19 protein-coding genes are annotated in these 16,554 nt (G+C 61.3%); 5 read left to right on the top strand and 14 right to left on the bottom strand.

The window, feature by feature from the left end:
* Positions 1-42: 42 nt before the first annotated feature.
* Both NKH04_RS19795 and NKH04_RS19800 read right to left on the bottom strand, forming a co-directional pair.
* Positions 43-177: a hypothetical protein gene (locus tag NKH04_RS19795; protein ID WP_013894968.1), complete on the bottom strand. Its 135-nt coding sequence runs from the start codon at positions 175-177 to the stop codon at positions 43-45.
* Between the two features lie 335 nt (positions 178-512).
* Positions 513-698 carry a hypothetical protein gene (locus tag NKH04_RS19800; protein WP_352452109.1) on the bottom strand — a complete coding sequence of 62 codons (186 nt, stop codon included), beginning with the start codon at positions 696-698 and terminating at the stop codon, positions 513-515.
* Positions 699-927: 229 nt separating this feature from the next.
* Here NKH04_RS19800 and NKH04_RS19805 point away from each other — a divergent pair, with 229 nt between their 5' ends.
* Positions 928-1,827 carry a LysR substrate-binding domain-containing protein gene (locus tag NKH04_RS19805; protein ID WP_023676521.1) on the top strand — a complete coding sequence of 300 codons (900 nt, stop codon included), beginning with the start codon at positions 928-930 and terminating at the stop codon, positions 1,825-1,827.
* Positions 1,828-1,833: 6 nt separating this feature from the next.
* On the opposite strand, the gene NKH04_RS19810 is transcribed toward NKH04_RS19805, so the two are convergent.
* The 10 genes from NKH04_RS19810 to NKH04_RS19855 all read right to left on the bottom strand — a co-directional run bounded on the left by NKH04_RS19810 (position 1,834) and on the right by NKH04_RS19855 (position 11,329).
* Complete coding sequence (locus NKH04_RS19810) at positions 1,834-2,817, bottom strand: alpha/beta hydrolase (protein ID WP_352500958.1); 984 nt, start codon at positions 2,815-2,817, stop codon at positions 1,834-1,836.
* A 270-nt stretch (positions 2,818-3,087) separates the two neighbouring features.
* Complete coding sequence (locus NKH04_RS19815) at positions 3,088-3,270, bottom strand: hypothetical protein (protein ID WP_352500957.1); 183 nt, start codon at positions 3,268-3,270, stop codon at positions 3,088-3,090.
* Between the two features lie 187 nt (positions 3,271-3,457).
* On the bottom strand, positions 3,458-5,527 hold the full coding sequence (locus NKH04_RS19820) for an ASKHA domain-containing protein (RefSeq protein WP_023676517.1): 2,070 nt from the start codon (positions 5,525-5,527) through the stop codon (positions 3,458-3,460).
* Positions 5,528-5,640: 113 nt separating this feature from the next.
* Positions 5,641-6,615 carry a methyltetrahydrofolate cobalamin methyltransferase gene (locus NKH04_RS19825; protein ID WP_023676516.1) on the bottom strand — a complete coding sequence of 325 codons (975 nt, stop codon included), beginning with the start codon at positions 6,613-6,615 and terminating at the stop codon, positions 5,641-5,643.
* Positions 6,616-6,695: 80 nt separating this feature from the next.
* Positions 6,696-7,787 (bottom strand): methylenetetrahydrofolate reductase, encoded by a 1,092-nt coding sequence (locus tag NKH04_RS19830; protein WP_023676515.1) that lies wholly within the window; start codon positions 7,785-7,787, stop codon positions 6,696-6,698.
* Complete coding sequence (locus NKH04_RS19835) at positions 7,784-8,407, bottom strand: methylenetetrahydrofolate reductase C-terminal domain-containing protein (protein ID WP_352454616.1); 624 nt, start codon at positions 8,405-8,407, stop codon at positions 7,784-7,786. The genes NKH04_RS19830 and NKH04_RS19835 overlap by 4 nt, the downstream gene beginning before the upstream one ends.
* Positions 8,400-8,702, bottom strand: coding sequence for a virulence factor (locus tag NKH04_RS19840; RefSeq protein WP_352470289.1), 303 nt, complete (start codon positions 8,700-8,702; stop codon positions 8,400-8,402). Before NKH04_RS19840 ends, NKH04_RS19835 begins: the two co-directional genes overlap by 8 nt.
* Positions 8,703-8,937: 235 nt before the next feature.
* Positions 8,938-9,849, bottom strand: coding sequence for a fatty acid desaturase (locus NKH04_RS19845; RefSeq protein WP_352681619.1), 912 nt, complete (start codon positions 9,847-9,849; stop codon positions 8,938-8,940).
* Between the two features lie 43 nt (positions 9,850-9,892).
* On the bottom strand, positions 9,893-10,675 hold the full coding sequence (locus NKH04_RS19850) for a formyl transferase (protein ID WP_353044804.1): 783 nt from the start codon (positions 10,673-10,675) through the stop codon (positions 9,893-9,895).
* Between the two features lie 78 nt (positions 10,676-10,753).
* Positions 10,754-11,329 carry a DUF4893 domain-containing protein gene (locus NKH04_RS19855; protein ID WP_353044805.1) on the bottom strand — a complete coding sequence of 192 codons (576 nt, stop codon included), beginning with the start codon at positions 11,327-11,329 and terminating at the stop codon, positions 10,754-10,756.
* 121 nt (positions 11,330-11,450) lie between these two features.
* Here NKH04_RS19855 and NKH04_RS19860 point away from each other — a divergent pair, with 121 nt between their 5' ends.
* Entirely contained in the window at positions 11,451-12,362 is a 912-nt protein-coding gene (locus tag NKH04_RS19860; RefSeq protein ID WP_353044806.1) for an NAD-dependent epimerase/dehydratase family protein, read from the top strand.
* Between the two features lie 44 nt (positions 12,363-12,406).
* Positions 12,407-12,922, top strand: coding sequence for a hypothetical protein (locus NKH04_RS19865; protein ID WP_352500950.1), 516 nt, complete (start codon positions 12,407-12,409; stop codon positions 12,920-12,922).
* Positions 12,923-12,980: 58 nt separating this feature from the next.
* Here NKH04_RS19865 and NKH04_RS19870 read toward each other — a convergent pair whose 3' ends face one another.
* Positions 12,981-13,610 (bottom strand): DUF1638 domain-containing protein, encoded by a 630-nt coding sequence (locus NKH04_RS19870; RefSeq protein ID WP_352500949.1) that lies wholly within the window; start codon positions 13,608-13,610, stop codon positions 12,981-12,983.
* A gap of 64 nt (positions 13,611-13,674) precedes the next feature.
* On the opposite strand from NKH04_RS19870, the gene NKH04_RS19875 reads away from it, so the two are divergent.
* Positions 13,675-13,815: an entericidin A/B family lipoprotein gene (locus tag NKH04_RS19875; RefSeq protein WP_023676507.1), complete on the top strand. Its 141-nt coding sequence runs from the start codon at positions 13,675-13,677 to the stop codon at positions 13,813-13,815.
* Between the two features lie 81 nt (positions 13,816-13,896).
* Here the strand turns inward: NKH04_RS19875 and NKH04_RS19880 are convergent, their stop codons facing one another.
* On the bottom strand, positions 13,897-14,595 hold the full coding sequence (locus NKH04_RS19880; RefSeq protein ID WP_023676506.1) for a cobalamin B12-binding domain-containing protein: 699 nt from the start codon (positions 14,593-14,595) through the stop codon (positions 13,897-13,899).
* A gap of 308 nt (positions 14,596-14,903) precedes the next feature.
* On the opposite strand from NKH04_RS19880, the gene NKH04_RS19885 reads away from it, so the two are divergent.
* Positions 14,904-16,478, top strand: a complete 1,575-nt coding sequence (locus tag NKH04_RS19885) for a trimethylamine methyltransferase family protein (protein ID WP_352500948.1) — start codon at positions 14,904-14,906, stop codon at positions 16,476-16,478.
* Positions 16,479-16,554 lie beyond the last annotated feature (76 nt).

Raw genomic sequence — 16,554 nt, forward strand, 5'->3', positions numbered from 1 at the left:
TTCGAAGCAGCGCTAGGCTGCTTCCGCCGGGATTGCCGCGTCTCAGGCGACGAAGCCGAGGCGCGCGGCAGCCATGGCACCGGTCTGGCCAGGCATGGTGTTGGCCAGGCGCTGGCGCTCGAGCGCGGTCGTCAGGTTCATTTCGCGACGGGCAAAGAGGCGGGCAAAAAGCTTCATGATCATCTCCATTCGGTTGCTCAGACGGGTCGCCTTCGCTTGATGGAGTGGGGCAGCTCGTTTGTTGATGATGATATAGGCTTACGTGAGGGGAAACTAAATCGCAAAAGCGAAGCACTTGATATGAAAAGCGACACGGAATGCGACAAATTTGGGCATTCTGCCCAGGATTTTCGATTATTTACAATGTGTTGATTGCCAGTGCGGGCTGCTATGCGACTCGCTCATATGCGGCATGCGACGGCGACATGGCTCGGGAAAATCATTGGAGTACAAACAAAAAAGCCTGCCGGGCTGATCTGCGCGGCAGGCCTTCAGCTGTTGATACACACGGTTTACTTTGCTCCAGCCCACGATCCCACACCATGGCGAGTGCCGGCCTTGGCATCGGCAGCTTCGGGCCAGCCGATATCCTTCTGCAGTTCAATCGGCAGCGCGCGGATGGCGCGTTCCGTCTGGTAGCGGGCACGGGCCTCGCTGAACTCGGTCGCGATCCGACCGATGGATGACAGGATAGACATCTCATTCTCCTTCGCGTTGGGCCGGGTCGTCCCGGCGCTTGCAGCGTCAGGCGGTACACCGGCTTTGTTTCAGCTTCATTTCGTGTCGATTGCAGGTCCGTGTCATGGTTGTTTCGGGACCATTTCGATGCGTCCTGCCTTCGACGGAGTTGACTATCCTCCCAAACTGATGTTCAATCAAACGAAATGGAATGATGGTTTGCATCAGAAAAATTGAAGGCCGCTTGCCATGAACGCCCCACTCAATCATCCGCTGCCGCTGCTCGATCTCGATGTTCTGCGCACTTTCGTCGCAATCGCCGAGACCGGCAGCTTCACCACTGCGGCCAATGCGGTCTTCCGCACGCCGTCGGCCGTCTCGATGCAGATCAAGAAGCTGGAGGACATTCTCGGCCGCTCGGTGTTCGCGCGCGACGCCCGTTCGGTGACGCTGACCACCGATGGCGAGATGCTGCTCGGCTATGCGCGCCGGCTGCTGTCGATCAATCGCGAGGTGGTGTCGAAGTTCATCATTCCAGACATTGTCGGGGTGGTGCGGCTCGGCTCGCCGGACGATTACGGCGAACGTGTGCTGCCGCATGTGCTGAAGCGGTTCGCACAATCGCATCCATCGATCGCGGTCGACGTCACCATCGACCAGAGCGTCAATCTGCGCCGGCGCATGGACGACCGGGCGCTCGACATCACGTTGCTCACCAACTCCTACAAGACCAGCGCGATCGGCGCCGAAGTACTGCTCACCGAGCCGATCGTCTGGGCCGGTGCCAAGGGCGGTTGCGCGCATCTGCGTGAGCCGCTGCCGGTCTCATTGTGGGAAGAGGGCTGTGCCTGGCGGGCAGGGGCATTGGAGGCGCTTGGCCGCGAGGGCCGCAACTACCGTATCGCCTATATGAGCGCACACACGGCCGGCCAGCGCGCCGCGATCATGGCGGATCTTGCGGTGGCGCCGCTGCCGAAATCGTTCCTCGGCAGCGATATGGTCGAGCTGTGCCCGAAGGACGGCATGCCTGACATCGGCACCTACAATCTGGCCATGGTGGTGACGCCGGACGCCAGCGCGCCGGTGAAGGCAGTCGCCGACCATATCCGTGCGACGTTTGAGATGTTCAGGGAAACTGGGAAGTTCTGAGCCAAACTACGACCTGAGCGGCGCAACCAGATCGCGAGGCGTTCCGTCGCGGTCTGCCCTTTGCAGCGACAACTCTCCTGCCTTGGCATGATAACTGTCAGTTTCGTTGGTCAAGAAGGCCACTATGCTGTCCCGCGCGCGACGCGCCTCCGGCATGTCGATCAACGGCCAGACATGGAACATGCCTTGCTCGTGGACGACCTCAATTTCGACGCCGGCCGCGCGTGCCTTTTCCGCGAAGATCAGATTGTCGGGGGTGAGCAGATCGCGTGAACCGGTCAGCAGCAGCGTTTTGGGCAGCACCGACAGGTCGCCGTAAACCGGGCTGATGCGCCAGTCGGTGGGATCTATGCCGGCGCTGTAAAGCCGGATCGCCTCGCGACCGCCGGCAATGCCCAGCCACGGATCGTTGCGTTCGGCCTCATACATTTCTGGGTTGGCGAGCGACACGTCGAGACCGGGCGAAATCAGCACGTGGCGTGATGGCAAGGGCAGGCCGTCTTGCGCAGCCATCATGGTCAGCACGACGGCCATGTTTCCGCCGGCGGAATCGCCCATGAAGATGATATCATTCGCCCTGGTTTCGCCGAACATCTGGCGGTAGACGGCGCCGACCATGCCGAACATGGCGTGAAAATCGTGTTCGGGAGCAATGGGATAGATCGGCACGGTGATACCGAACCCGAGGCGGTCGGCCATGTCGGCGATCAGCCGCCAATGATAGGGTGTGATTTCAAAGACGTAAGCGCCGCCGTGCAGGTAGAGAATCCGCCTCCGCTCACCAGCCTGGGGAGCGATCTCGTAGACGGGAAAGCCGTTGATCGTGCGGGTTGTGATCTCCAGGCGTGACCACAGCGACGCAGGCGGCTGATGGTTTTCCGTCTTGCGCGCATAGGCGATCCAGCGCTGCAGGTTCTCGGGGCTGGAAAACGCCTTCTTGCGGCTGTACCTGAGGACGAACGACACGACGTGGCTTTTGAGACTGGGCATGCAGATACACGGACTTCGGCTGAGCCGACTAAGAGAACCCCCGACTATTTCGAAGATTGTGTCGCCACCAAAAAAGTCAAGATTGATGCAATCTCAACACGGTCGTTTGATCCCAGCTGTCGACAAAGCGTCCGGCCATGAAGTCTCTGGCCTACCGGTGCAGCTCAACGCCGCGGCAGCAACGCGGCGCGCAGCCAATTGCTGAGGGTGCAGCCGGAGCCGCATTGCGGCTCCGGCGAATACCGAGCTGCTTGCATTTGTCGATGAATTTCATCCGCGCTGCGTGCCCCATCCGACCGCAAGCTGCCTTTCGCTCGAACGCGGCGACACCGGCCAGCCAATGTCCTTTTGGATCTCAGGCGGCAAGCTGTTGAGGATGCGCAGCGACTTGCGCGCTTCGCGTGTTTTCTTGAAGGCCGCACCATAGCGGCCGAAGCTTTCGAACATCGACATCTTGATCTCCTTGGAGCGTTGCGGTGGCCGAAAACTGTTTCCGCCGGCCGTTCGATGCCGGTTAAATGCTCCGCCTATGTATCTGGCGGATTTCACGAAAACGCGATTTCGTTTCCAGATCGGCGCGATCTGGAAACATTTGCATACAAAATGAAAATGGAAGTTCTGACAGCCTGGCGGAGGCGAGTCATCCCCGCCCGCGCCGCGCGGCATGGCCTTCGCGCGAACGCCGCCGCGGGGCAGCGTCGCCGGCAATGCCGTCTTCGCTCACCGTCTTGCGCGGCGGCAGTTTCACCGCCGCCGACAGCTTGGGAAACGGGTCGATCTTGTTCGGGAGCGCCATGGCATAAACGAAATGTTCCTGGAATTTCGGCTCCAGCGCCGTCTCGATCTTCTCGATCTTGCTAACGGTTTCCTCGATCTCGCGGCGATAGCCACGGTTCAACAGCGCCATGCGGGCGCCGGCGCCGGCCGCATTGCCAACGGCCGAGACCTTGTCGAGGTCGCAATCCGGAATCAGGCCCAGCACCATTGCGTATTTCGGGTCGATGAACGAGCCGAATGCGCCGGCGAAGTGGATGCGGTCGACATGATCGGTGTGCTGTTTTTCCATCAAAAGCTTGGTGCCGGCATAAAGGGCGGCCTTGGCAAGCTGGATAGCGCGCACATCAGTCTGGGTGATGGTGATCTTGGGCTCGCCTTCCTTCAGCACATAGGAGAAGGTGCGGCCATTGGCGACGACGCGGGGCGAGTGGCCGCTCAGCGATCCATCGACGACGCCGTCCTCGGAGATGATGCCGGCGAGATACATCTCGGCGACCACCTCGATGATGCCGGAGCCGCAAATACCGGTGACGCCGGTCGCCTGCACACTGTCGAGGAAGCCCGGCTCGTCGGACCAGAGTTCCGAGCCTATGACGCGGTATTTCGGTTCCAGCGTTTCAGGATCGATGCGGACGCGCTCGATGGCACCCGGTGCGGCGCGCTGGCCACCGGAGATTTCCGCACCTTCGAAGGCCGGGCCAGTTGGCGATGAGGCCGCCACGACCCGCTGGCGATTGCCGAGCACGATCTCGGCATTGGTGCCGACATCGACGATCAGCATCATCTCGTCCTGGCGGTGCGGCCCTTCCGACAGCGTCACTGCGGCAGCGTCCGCGCCGACATGGCCGGCAATGCAAGGAAGCATATAGAGCCTGGCGCCCTGGTTGAGCTTCAAACCGATATCCGATGCCTTGATGTGCACGGCGCCGGAGACGGCTAGCGCGAAGGGGGCGCCGCCGAGCTCGGTCGGATCGATGCCGAGGAACAGATGGTGCATGATCGGATTGCCGACGAACACGGAATCCAGGATGTCGTTGCGTTGGACGTTGCCTTCGGTGCAGACCTTGTCCACAAGCCCCGAAATGGCCTCGCGCACGGCGACCGTCATGCCTTCGCGGCCGTCCGGGTTCATCATCACGTACGAGACACGGCTCATCAGATCCTCGCCGAAGCGGATCTGCGGATTGGATGTGCCCGACGAGGCGGCGACGCGGCCCGACAGCAACGACACCAGATGCATGGCGATCGTGGTCGAGCCGATATCGCAGGCAAGTCCGTACGCCTCGTTCTTGAGGCCGGGCCACAAAGCGATGACTCGTGCGGTCTCGCTGTCGGTGTCCTTGTGGATGGCGGCGGTCGCGGTCCAGTTGCCTTTGCGCAAAATGCCTTGCACCTGCGGCAACAGATGGAAATCGAAATCGAGGCTCTTGAGGCCCCAGTCCTTCATCAGCGCGATCTTCAGACGGTCGAGGTCGCCGAGCGGCTTGTGCATGTCGGGTTCTTCGATCTCGACATAGCACATGCGGATTGCCGCATCGCGGGCGATGACCCTGGTGTCGGCGTCCTTGCGGATGGTCTGCGCGTTGATGACGGTGTCCTGCGGCACGTCGACGACGAGATCGCCGAGAATCTGCGCCGAGCAGGACAGCCGGCGGCGCTCGGGCAGGCCGCGTACGCGCTCGTAGCGCTCTTCCTTGGCGCCCTTGGGCGAGAGGTGATCGTTGGAGGAAACGATCTTGTGCTTGGCGAAATTGCCTTCCTGCACCTCGATCTGGCAACGCCCGCAAGTGGCACGCCCGCCGCACACGCTCTCGACGTAGACACCAAGCTGGCGCGCGGCGTCCAGAACCGGCGTGCCGACCGGAAACCGCCCGCGCTTGCCCGACGGCATGAACAGCACGAGCGGATCGGTGATGTTGACGGGAGAGTTCATACGTTCCAGACTTTACTTTTTACGCAGCTCGGGTCTTGGCTACGGCAGCGATGCCGCTATGTCTCGGTTCCTCCCCAGTCCTAGGCCCCATATCGTGTCGGCCAAGACCTGGCTCAACCCCGGGCCATACGCGCTTCGCGGCCGCCGCGCCTGCGTCCGCCATTGCCATTGCCATCGCCCGGCGCGTTGACCTGCGTCCGGGCGGCAACGGCCTGGCCGCCTTCAGCAGGCTTGTAGTCCTTGTAGGTCCTGATCCAGTTGGTGCAGTTCTCGTCGGTGCCGTTCAGCACGTTGGCGCCACGCACCGCTTCCATTTCCTGCGGCCGCACCGGGTTCATGATCGCCGAGGTCATGCCGGCGCCGATCACCATCGGGATGAAGGCGGCGTTGATGCCATGACGGTGCGGCAGGCCGAATGAGATGTTGGAGAGGCCGCAGGTGGTGTTGACCTTGAGCTCCTCGCGCAGCCGGCGTAGCAGGGCAAATACCTGGCGGCCGGCATCGCCCAGCGCGCCGATCGGCATGACCAGCGGGTCGACGACCACATCATGCGCCGGAATGCCGAAGTCGGCACAGCGCTGAACGATCTTCTTGGCGACGGCGAAGCGCACATCGGGGTCCATCGAAATACCGGTCTCGTCGTTGGAAATGGCGACGACGGGAACGTTGTATTTCTTGATCAACGGCAGGATGGCTTCGAGCTTTTCCTCCTCGCCGGTGACGGAATTGACCAGCGGCCGGCCTTTGGCGACCTTCAGCGCCGCTTCGATTGCCGCAGTCACGGAGGAGTCGATCGACAACGGCAGGTCGACTAGGCCTTGCACGATCTCCAGCGTCTGCACCAGCAGCGCCGGCTCGGTGGCGTTGGGATCGACTGCAGTGACGCCGGCATTGACGTCGAGCATGGTGGCCCCACAGGCGGCCTGCTCCAGCGCATCCTTGATGACGGTCTCAAAATTGCCGGCGATCATTTCGGCGGCCAGTTTCTTACGGCCGGTCGGGTTGATGCGCTCGCCGATCACGCAGAAGGGCTGATCGAAGCCGATGATGATTTCTCGTGTCGCCGAGGCGACGATGGTGCGGGTCATGAAATCTCTCCATCGTGATATAAAGAGTTCTTTATATCGTTATCTGTTTCTGATCAAGCGAATGCTGACGATTCGCGCTGTCAATGCGCGGTCTTGACCATGTCGACTTGGGTTTCGGTGAGGTCGTCATGCAGTATGTGGTCGAGCCGGTCGGCAACGAGCTGGTCGTCGCGGCGGATTTCGCGTTTCCACGGCCGGCGACCCTTCAGCACGCCAGATTCGTCGACGATCTCAGCGACGTATTCTTCCTGGCGATAGGCCATCACATGGACGCCGGACACACCGGGAATTTCCTTCACCTCATTGATGATGTCGATGCAGAGCTGCTTGCCTTCCTTCTTCTGATCCTGAGCGCCTTCCAGGCGCTTGACGATCTGATCGGGAATGTGAATGCCCGGTACGTTGGAGCGGATCCATTTGGCCGTCTTGGCCGAGGCCAGCGGCCCGACGCCGCACAGGATGAAACATTTCTCGGTATAGCCGAGATCGCGGACCTTCTGCATGTAGGTGCGGAACATCGGTACGTCGAAGCAGTACTGGCTCTGCACGAACTGTGCCCCGGCGGCGATCTTCTTGCCCAGCCGATAGGGCCGGAAATCGATCGGCGGCGCAAACGGGTTGATCGCCGCGCCAAGGAAAAGCTGCGGCGGGGTCGTGAGTTTGCGGCCGGACAGGAATTTGCCGTTATCGCGCATAACGCGGCAGGTTTCGAGCAGCGACATGCAGTCGAGATCGAACACCGGCTTGGCGCCGGGCTGGTCGCCGGCCTGCACGCCGTCGCCGGTCAGGCACAGCATGTTGGCGACGCCCATCGCAGCACCCCCAAGCACGTCGCCCTGGATGGCGATGCGGTTCCGGTCGCGGCAGGCGATCTGCATGATCGGGGCATAGCCCATGCGGGTCAGCAGTGCGCAGATGCCGACCGACGACATGTGGCAGTTGGCGCCGGAAGCGTCGACGGCATTGATGGCGTCGACCCAGCCGTCGAAAATCCTGGCGCGGTTGTAGACGTCTTCCGGATCGGCGCTGTCGGGCGGATTGAGCTCGGTCGTCACTGCGAACTCGCCGCGCCTGAGGACGCGTTCCAGCCGGCCACGCGAGGTGTGGCCGGGCAGGGGATCGAGCGGCAAATGGATGCCGGCCGGATTCTCGTCTGGCTGACGGCCGATCATGCCGATGCTCCGGTCTTCGTAGTATTCCGGGCCGCATTGCGGGCGGCCGCGGCCTGCGCGGTGACCCGCAGCCAGGCGGAAGTTTCGCGCAAGGACTGATCCACCGGCTTCTGCACTTCCAAAATCTTGTCGCCATGCACCATGTTCCGCGAGCCTTCCCAGGCTTTGACCCAGACGCAAGGCATGTCAGGCTCGACCTCGCAATTGCCGTTGGCGCGGACACCGCCGCAAGGGCCGTTGCGCAATTGCTTGGGGCAGTTCATTGGGCACGACATGCCGGTCGAGGAAAGGATGCACTGGCCGCACATGCGGCAGTCGAACATGAATCCCTTGACGCGCTTTTCGACGAATTTCACAGGCCCTTCGACACGGCTGTAGCCGATGCCCTTCCACAGCGGATGGAGGAGCAGGAACATGTCGGCGAATTTGCCGTAGAACCATTCGAGCAGCCGCGAATGCCGCACAGACCAAAGCCGCACCGCGAAAGAGCGCTGCACACGCCGCTGCGGCGACACGTCGGCCGGCTTGTAGTCGGATTTCGGCGCCGCCTTCTTGACGATGGTCGCCTGGGTCACGCCGGCTTGAGCCGTCGTCGCCGGCATTGATTGGGGATCAGACATTCTCTTTGCCCCCCGCCTTGACCAGAGCGACCAGCCGCTCACGGTCGTATTTCGCATCAAGTTCCTGAAGAGCCTTCTCGGCCTCGGCTTCAAGATCGTCACTGACCGGGAGGGGTTCTGCCTTGTGCCATTCGGCAAGATAGTCGTCGGTGCCGCCAGCGCCGGTGCGCATGGCGCACATGTCGATCGCCTCGGTGAAGCGCAGCGGCAGTTCGCGCTTGGCGTTCTGCCGGCCCTTCTTGACGATGACCTGGGCGGGGATGTCGCGCCAGTAGACGACGATCAGATCGGCCATAATTTCCTGCTCCTGCAGAGCGCCGTGCGTCCAATCGGACGCACAAACGATGCTCTACCATTTAACTCCGCTGCATCGTGCTCTCCGAAGATCGATTCCGATCTTTTGGCCAATGCAGTGGTTTCGAGCATTGCCGGAAGCGCTGTTGGGCTGCTTGTTATGGGACGACGCGGGGGCCTTCAAAAGCGACGCAATCGACGGCCGCGGTTGAAAGCGGAGTTTCTTCCAGCACTGGTCAGCCGGCGCGGCCATCGTAGCTGCCGACCAGCTTCCTGTGGAAGCGCACGTAACCTCGTTCGGTCGTGCGTAAATGCTCCGCGACGATGTCATGGAAGCGCGGCAGGCGGTGGAAGGGAACGGCCGGATAGGAATGGTGCTCGGAATGGTACGGCATATTCCAAGCCACGAAGCGCACCAGCCTTGTGGTGAAGGTGGTGCGGGTGTTCTCGAGCATGTTGGCGACATGTGGGCACAACGCGTGCTCGGCCAGCAGGTAGGCACGCAAAAACGGCTGTCCGACCAGCACCGGCACGATCCAGACCCACAACAGCAGCGCCGACTGCGCGGCGAGCGATGCGGCCAGCAATGCCGCATAGCCGATCAGGAACTGCCGTGCTTCGGCAACCACCTTGCCGCGGCGCTTTTCCGGCACAAAGCCGTCGCGGTTGCGGCCCGCCGCATTGGTTGCGATCACACGGCCCATGGCGATCCAATAGGGGCCGCCTGACAGATAGCGCAGATATTGGCTGATGGTCTCCGGCTTCGGGGCCATCAGTTCGGGGTCGTTGTCCGGGTCGTGCGTATGGCGGTGATGGGCGAAATGGAAATAGCGGAACCATGCCGGCGGCAGCAGGATCAGGAAGCCGGCCACGGCGGCAACAGCGCGATTGAGCCGCGCCGTTCTGAACGCCGTTTCATGGATGGTCTCGTGCAACGGCGTGAAGAAGAAGACGATCAGGATTCCCTGCGGCAAGACGAGCGCGGGCCAGAACGGGATGCGAGCGGCGATCAGCGCGCCTAGCAGGATAACCAGCCCGGCATGGACCGCCAGCCGGACGATGCCTGGCCGGTCAACCCTGGCGGTGAGGTCGCGACGGTCCTCGACCGAAAGGCCGGCAATGATGGTGCGGTGGTCGATGTCGCTCATGATGCAATGTTAGTGGCGGGTGGCTGTCCGGTAAATCGGCGCGTCACCAGACGCCGTTCCTTATCCCCGTCCAGAGATAAAACCATATCGTCGGATGATACCATTGTGTCGAAGGTAGGCCGGGATCCACCGTGCCGACCTTGCCGGCCAGCGCATCCCTGACCGCTTCGACGCAGATGTCGCGCGAGAAGGCCGCCTGCCGCAACGCGTAGCTCGAAACTGTGTCGCCCGGCTGCGGTTTGCCACGCGTCTGCCGCAGCACGCCGCCAGTGTCGACGCCGGCGTCGACCAGATGCACGGTGGTGCCGAAGTTCTCCGCATCGCCTGAGGCCAGCGCCCAGTAGCCGCCGTTCATGCCACGATATTTCGGGGCGATGCCGGCATGGTAGTTGAGGACCGGGCAAGGGATTTTCGCCAGCGTCTGCCGCGACAGCAAGCGGCAGCCGGCGAGCAGCACCACACCCGGCTGGATTTCCGCAATCGCCTGCAGGCACTCCGGCGCGTTGGCCGACGAGACATAAATGATCTTTTGCCCAGGCTTCGGTTCGGTTTGCAGCTTCTGCCCGGCGGCAAGCCGTGCTGCGTGGCCGGCGAAGAAGCGCTTACCGAGGCGCGTCAGCACCATCGTGCCGAGTTGACCGATGGCCGAGGTCCAGCCTTGCCGCCGCGCCCGCGCGAGAAGCAATTGCTTTTTGGATTCAGGAGCTTCGAGGATGACGCTGACCGGGCCGAGTTGATCGGCGAGGGCGTTGACGATCGCCCAGATATGCGGGCCGCCTTCGGTGACGACGACGATCGGCCGTTGGTTTGTTTTCGACAGTGCCATGCTCTGCGACTCCCCGCAAAGAACCTGTTCTTTGCGCGCGAATGCTAGGCTGACCGGGTTAACCCCTGGTGATCGGGCTCAGCGCTTGAATTCGAGGATATCGAGCTTCGATTCGTAATAGGGCGCCGGGAACTCGATGCGCCATTCACTGGCGCTGTTGCGGAAGGCATAGCCGACCTGATCGCTTTCCGGGCCGCTGCCGTAGGGCTTTGCCGGATCGTCGTTGACGTGGAAGGAACCGAGATAGATCGCGCGTTTCTCGCCATCGTCGAAGAAGCGGCCCTTGGTGCGCTGCGAGCCGGTGATCTTTTCCAGTCTCCAGCCGGAACCGTCGTCGCTCACCTTGCATTTGAACCAGCCATAGATGACGAGCGGGCTCAATCCGCCGGCCTTGATGGTGCGGCATTGCCATTTGCCGGTCAGGTCCCTGTCAGAGAAGGGAACCAGCGGCTTTGCCAGCAAGGCGTCGAGCTGCTTGACCTCGGCGGGATCGCCGGCCTTCGCCTCGTCAAGCGCCGCCTTGCGCGTCTCGCCATATTTATCGAGCCGCGCCTTGTCGGCAGCCGTTATCAGCTTCTGCACCTCGCCATCGGCGAACGCGGGCATGGTCAAGCAGAGGACAGTTGCTACGGCAAACATGAGGCGAGCGATCATCGGTGGCGTTTCCCTGTTGATGGCTGGAGCAGCCCGTTTTCTCGTCTGGCGCATACCTTAATGTTTCGCCGCGTTCTGTCATCCGTGCCTGAGCATCGACAGCAGAAACGAGGTGGAAAGAATGCGGATCTTGCTGACGGGATCGTCCGGTTGGCTGGGCAGCGCCTTGGCGCCGCGCCTGCGGGCTCTTGGCCATGACGTCACCGGCCTCGATCCCGCCCCATCCTCGGAAACGCGAATCGTCGGCTCAGTCGCCGATCGCGACCTGGTCATGAGGGCGGTCGAGGAGAACCGCATCGAGGCCATCATCCATAGCGGCGCGCTGCACAAGCCTGACATCGAACGTCATCGCAACGAGGATTTCGTCGAGACGAATGTGCGCGGCACACTCAACCTGCTCGACGCGGCGGCAGCTTTTGGCGTTCAGCGCTTCGTGTTTACGTCGACGACATCGCTGATGATTTCCGAGTCCATCCGCACCGGCTTCACCGGCGGGGCGCGCAAGGCGGCATGGCTGACGGAAGACATGTCGCCTGAACCGCGCAACATCTACGGCGTCACCAAGCTTTCAGCCGAACAGCTCTGCCGGCTCTATCATTTGCAGTTCGGCCTGCCGGTGATCGTGTTGCGCACCGCCCGGTTTTTTCCCGAGGCGGACGACATGGCGCACGTGATCGAACAGTCGGATGCCAACACCAAGGCCAATGAGCTGTTGTTCCGCCGGCTGACGGTGGAGGACGCAGCCGACGCCCACATCGCTGCCCTGGAGAAAGCGCCGCAATTGGGCTTCGACACTTTCATCATCTCGGCACCGACGCCTTTCCAGCCCGAAGATTGCGCGGCCTTGATCGCCGACGCGCCGTCGGTCGTGGCGCGCTATTTTCCGGATTATCCGGCGCTCTACGCGAAGAAAGGCTGGACGATGTTTTCGTCGATCGACCGGGTCTATGATGCGTCGCGGGCGAGGAAGCGGCTGGGTTTCATCTGCAAGACGAGCTTTGCCGATGTGCTCGCCCGGCTTGTGGCGGAATAAGAGCGCGGGTATTCGTCAGGAATGCGCGTCACTGGGAGAGGTAGTTGGGAGTAACAATCTACTTTGAAGGACAGTTACGGGGTCACGAGCAATATGCTGCTTTGCTGCACGAAGCCAAGGCGTTCGCCATTGCGCGAGACTGGCCGGTGCGCGAGATCGATGAGCGCGAGAAGACGCTCAATCGAGTCATTGATGAACGAAACGTGGACTATATTGGCCCTGTGTTTGGAATAGAGCTTCAACCGCATCCCAATTCGGAACCGCTGCGGCTTGAGTTCGACAATCACCTCTTCGTTCAACAACATTGTAAAACTCAGTTTTCAGGTGCAGGCGCTCATATCGAGATCATCAGGTTTCTTCGCGAAATTACTCGCTTGTTCTCCAGTCTCAATGTCGTCGATGAAGGGGAGTATTGGGAGCTAAGTGATCCGTCAATTCTGCAAAGTAATTTCGACAATGTCGATGCAATGCTTGCCGAAATATTGCTTAAAGATCCAACCGCGCGGGGGCCGATCCGCCTTGAAACCGGGCGCATTATCGATGTCATATCGGATCGGTGAATCGGTGGGCGAAAATGAACGGCAGCCTCCGGCAAACGCTTAGAGGACGCTATTTCTTTTACGAATGTGCTGAGGCGCTGGCCAGTTCCTTCGTCAGGTCACCATAGCCGGTCGAGCGGCGCTCATAGGCGAGGCCGAGCATTTTCGCCGCCTTTTCGGCGACCTTGTCGAGTTCCGGGTCGTTGGTCTGAGCGATATAGATCAGCTTCTCGTAGTTGCCGAAATAGTCCTTGATCAGCTCCGGGTGCTTGTCGAGGCCGAGCGGCTTCATGAAGAAGGCATCGAATTGCCGGCAGAGGAAGTCGGTCATGTAGAACGACATCATGTCGTCATCGGCGACCTTCGCATAGGCATCCATGCCCTGGTAGAAAGCAAAGCAATGCGGCCCGGCCATGCGCTCGACGCCATGCTTCTCGCAGATCCGATCGAGCAGGCCACCCGTGCCGCAATCGGCATAGCCGACGAAGATGTGTCTGTAGCCGTCGGTCTTGGCCTTCTCGATAGCCCTGTCCATGGCCGGCGCGATGCGGTCCGGATAGAAATGGAACTCCGCCGGTAGGCAGGTCAGGTCGAGATGGTCGAGCCCGAGCTGCTCCTTGACCGCCAAAACTTCGCGCGCGATCATCCCGCAGGCGATGACGAGCAGCCTGTCGCCTTGATCGGATTGTTGTTTTCGCGCGGTAGTCATGGAACCAGTCTAATCGATCTTCGTTGCTGTCCAGCGAATTTATATGCTGAGGGAGACACCAATCATGAAATTGTTCCGCGTCGCGCCAATCGCTATTCTCGCCTGCGCCTTGGCTGTTTCGGCCTGCGCCAACACGGTGCGCGGCGTCGGTAAGGATATCAAATCCACTGCGAAGGCAGTTGACGATACCGTCAAGAAACCCTGATCCGCACGGCTCTCAACATTTGGGAATAAAAAAGCCGCACTGCAAGGCGCGGCTTTTCTTGTTCGTGCCGGACTTATTGGCTCAGGCCGAAGCGCGGACGTTGTGCTTGCGCTTCATGAAGTCCTTGGCGGTCTCGACTGCCACCGCGGCGTCGCGGCAATAGGCGTCGGCGCCGACGGCTTTGCCGAATTCCTCGTTGAGCGGTGCGCCGCCGACCAGTACGACATAGTCGTCGCGAATGCCTTTTTCCTTCATCGTATCGATGACGACCTTCATGTAAGGCATGGTCGTCGTCAGCAGGGCCGACATGCCGATGATGTCGGGCTGGTGCTTTTCGATGGCATCGAGATATTTTTCGACCGCATTGTTGATGCCGAGGTCGATGACATCGAAGCCGGCGCCTTCCATCATCATGCCGACCAGGTTCTTGCCGATGTCGTGGATGTCGCCCTTGACGGTGCCGATCACCATCTTGCCCTGCTTCGGCGCGCCTGTGGCGACAAGCAGCGGACGCAGGATGAACATGCCGGCCTTCATCGCGTTGGCCGACAGCAGCACTTCGGGAACGAACAGGATGCCGTCGCGGAAATCCTCGCCGACGATACGCATGCCCTCGACCAGAGCCTCGGTCAACACCTTGTAAGGCGCCCAGCCGCGCTCGAGAAGGATATTGGTGCCTTCCTCGATTTCTTCCTTCAACCCGTCATAAAGATCGTCGTGCATCTGCTGCACCAACTCGTCGTCGGAGAGTTCCGAAAGGATGATCTCGTCGTCGGCCATTTTTTCTCAGGCTCCTTGCCGGCTACAACTATCGCGGCAGCTTAAAAATATCGCGTCAATACCTAACCCGCACGGGCCGGTTGTCCATAGCTGATTTGCGACTTCCCGCAAAACGAAAGCGACCGTAAATCTCTTGGAATTCTTGTCGATTTTGCGACAGGCGTTGGCGCTGGCGGGCCGTTTCGAATAGGGTGCATGGCTACGATCCGGCCAGAGACCGCAATATGCGGCCGCAAACGGATTTCAGGCCGGTACAACAGCCCGGCCGGAGTAAATCAGGCCAGAACGAAAGCCAGGGAAGAACGATTATGAGTGAGAACGCGCCGGTCGATCAGGAAGCGTCAAACGCACGGCGCGGGCGCGCTGCCAGCGGTGGCGCCGCAGCCCGACGGGCTGCGCGTTCGGGCGGCGGCCCCGGCACACAGCTCACCTATATCAAGCGCAAGATCAACGTCTATGAAGTGCTGGACGAGGAAGGGCTGGCGCTGATCGAAAAGAATACCGACACGGTGCTGGAGGAGATCGGCATCATCTTCCGCGACGACGCCGAGGCGCTGCAGCTTTGGAAAGAGGCGGGCGCCGACGTCAAGGGCGAGCGGGTGCATTTCCCCAAGGGCCTCTGCCGCTCGCTGTTGAAGACCGCTCCGTCCGTCTATACCCAGCACGCCCGCAACGGCGAGCGCTCGGTGCAGATCGGCGGCAACGCGACAGTGTTCGCGCCGGTCTATGGACCGCCCTTCGTGCGCGATCTCGACGGCGTCAGGCGCTATGCGACGATCGAGGATTTCCGGAATTTCGTGAAACTCGCCTATATGGCGCCGTCGATCCACCATTCGGGCGGCACGGTTTGCGAGCCGGTCGACGTGCCGGTCAACAAACGGCATCTCGACATGGTCTACAGCCATATCAAATATTCGGACAAGCCGTTCATGGGCTCGGTGACCGCGCCCGAGCGCGCGGAAGATACGGTGGCGATGGCCAAGATCGTGTTCGGTGACGATTTCGTCGAGAACAACACGGTGCTGACCAGCCTGATCAATGCCAACTCGCCGATGGTCTTCGACGAGACCATGCTGGGAGCGCTGAAGGTCTATTCGCGCCACAATCAGGCCTGTATCGTCACGCCGTTCATCCTTGCCGGTGCGATGAGCCCGGTGACGGTCGCCGGCACGCTGACCCAGGTTTTAGCCGAGGTTCTGGCGGGGGCGTCGTTCACCCAGCTGATCCGGCCGGGTGCGCCGGTGCTGTTCGGCACCTTCGCCTCGTCGATCTCGATGCAGTCGGGCGCGCCGACCTTCGGCACGCCGGAGCCGTCGCTGGTCTCGTATGGTGCCGCACAGCTTGCCCGTCGGCTCGGCCTGCCGTTTCGCACCGGCGGTTCGCTCTGTGCTTCAAAAATCCCCGATGCGCAGGCCGCCTACGAGAGCGCCAACACGCTGAACTCGACGATCCTCGCCGGCACCAACTTCGTGCTGCATTCGGCCGGCTGGCTCGAGGGCGGTCTCGCCTCCTGCTACGAAAAGTTCATGATGGATATCGACCAGCTCGGCATGACGCAGAAGTTCTCTGAGGGTGTCGACCTGTCGGAAAACGGCCAGGCGATGGACGCCATCCGCCAGGTCGGCCCAGGCAGCCACTATCTCGGCTGCGATCACACCCAGGCCAATTTCCAGACCGCGTTCTACCGCTCCAACATCGCCGATAACAATTCCTACGAGCAATGGCTGGCCGAAGGCGAAAAAACCGCGCCGCAGCGCGCCAACGAGCTCGCCCGCCGCTGGCTCGAAAGCTACGAGGCGCCTTACCTCGATCCGGGCATCGACGACGGGCTGAAGGACTTCATCGGCAGGAAGAAGGCGTCGATGGCCGACGCCTTCACCTGAAAGGAGCCCGAATCAGGCGGGGCTAAAGTCGCCAACATCATCCACAAGGAAGTCTGGCGGAGTGCCTTCTCCGACC

Origin of the sequence: Mesorhizobium sp. M1365, assembly GCF_040317865.1 — a bacterium.
Lineage (GTDB): Bacteria > Pseudomonadota > Alphaproteobacteria > Rhizobiales > Rhizobiaceae > Mesorhizobium.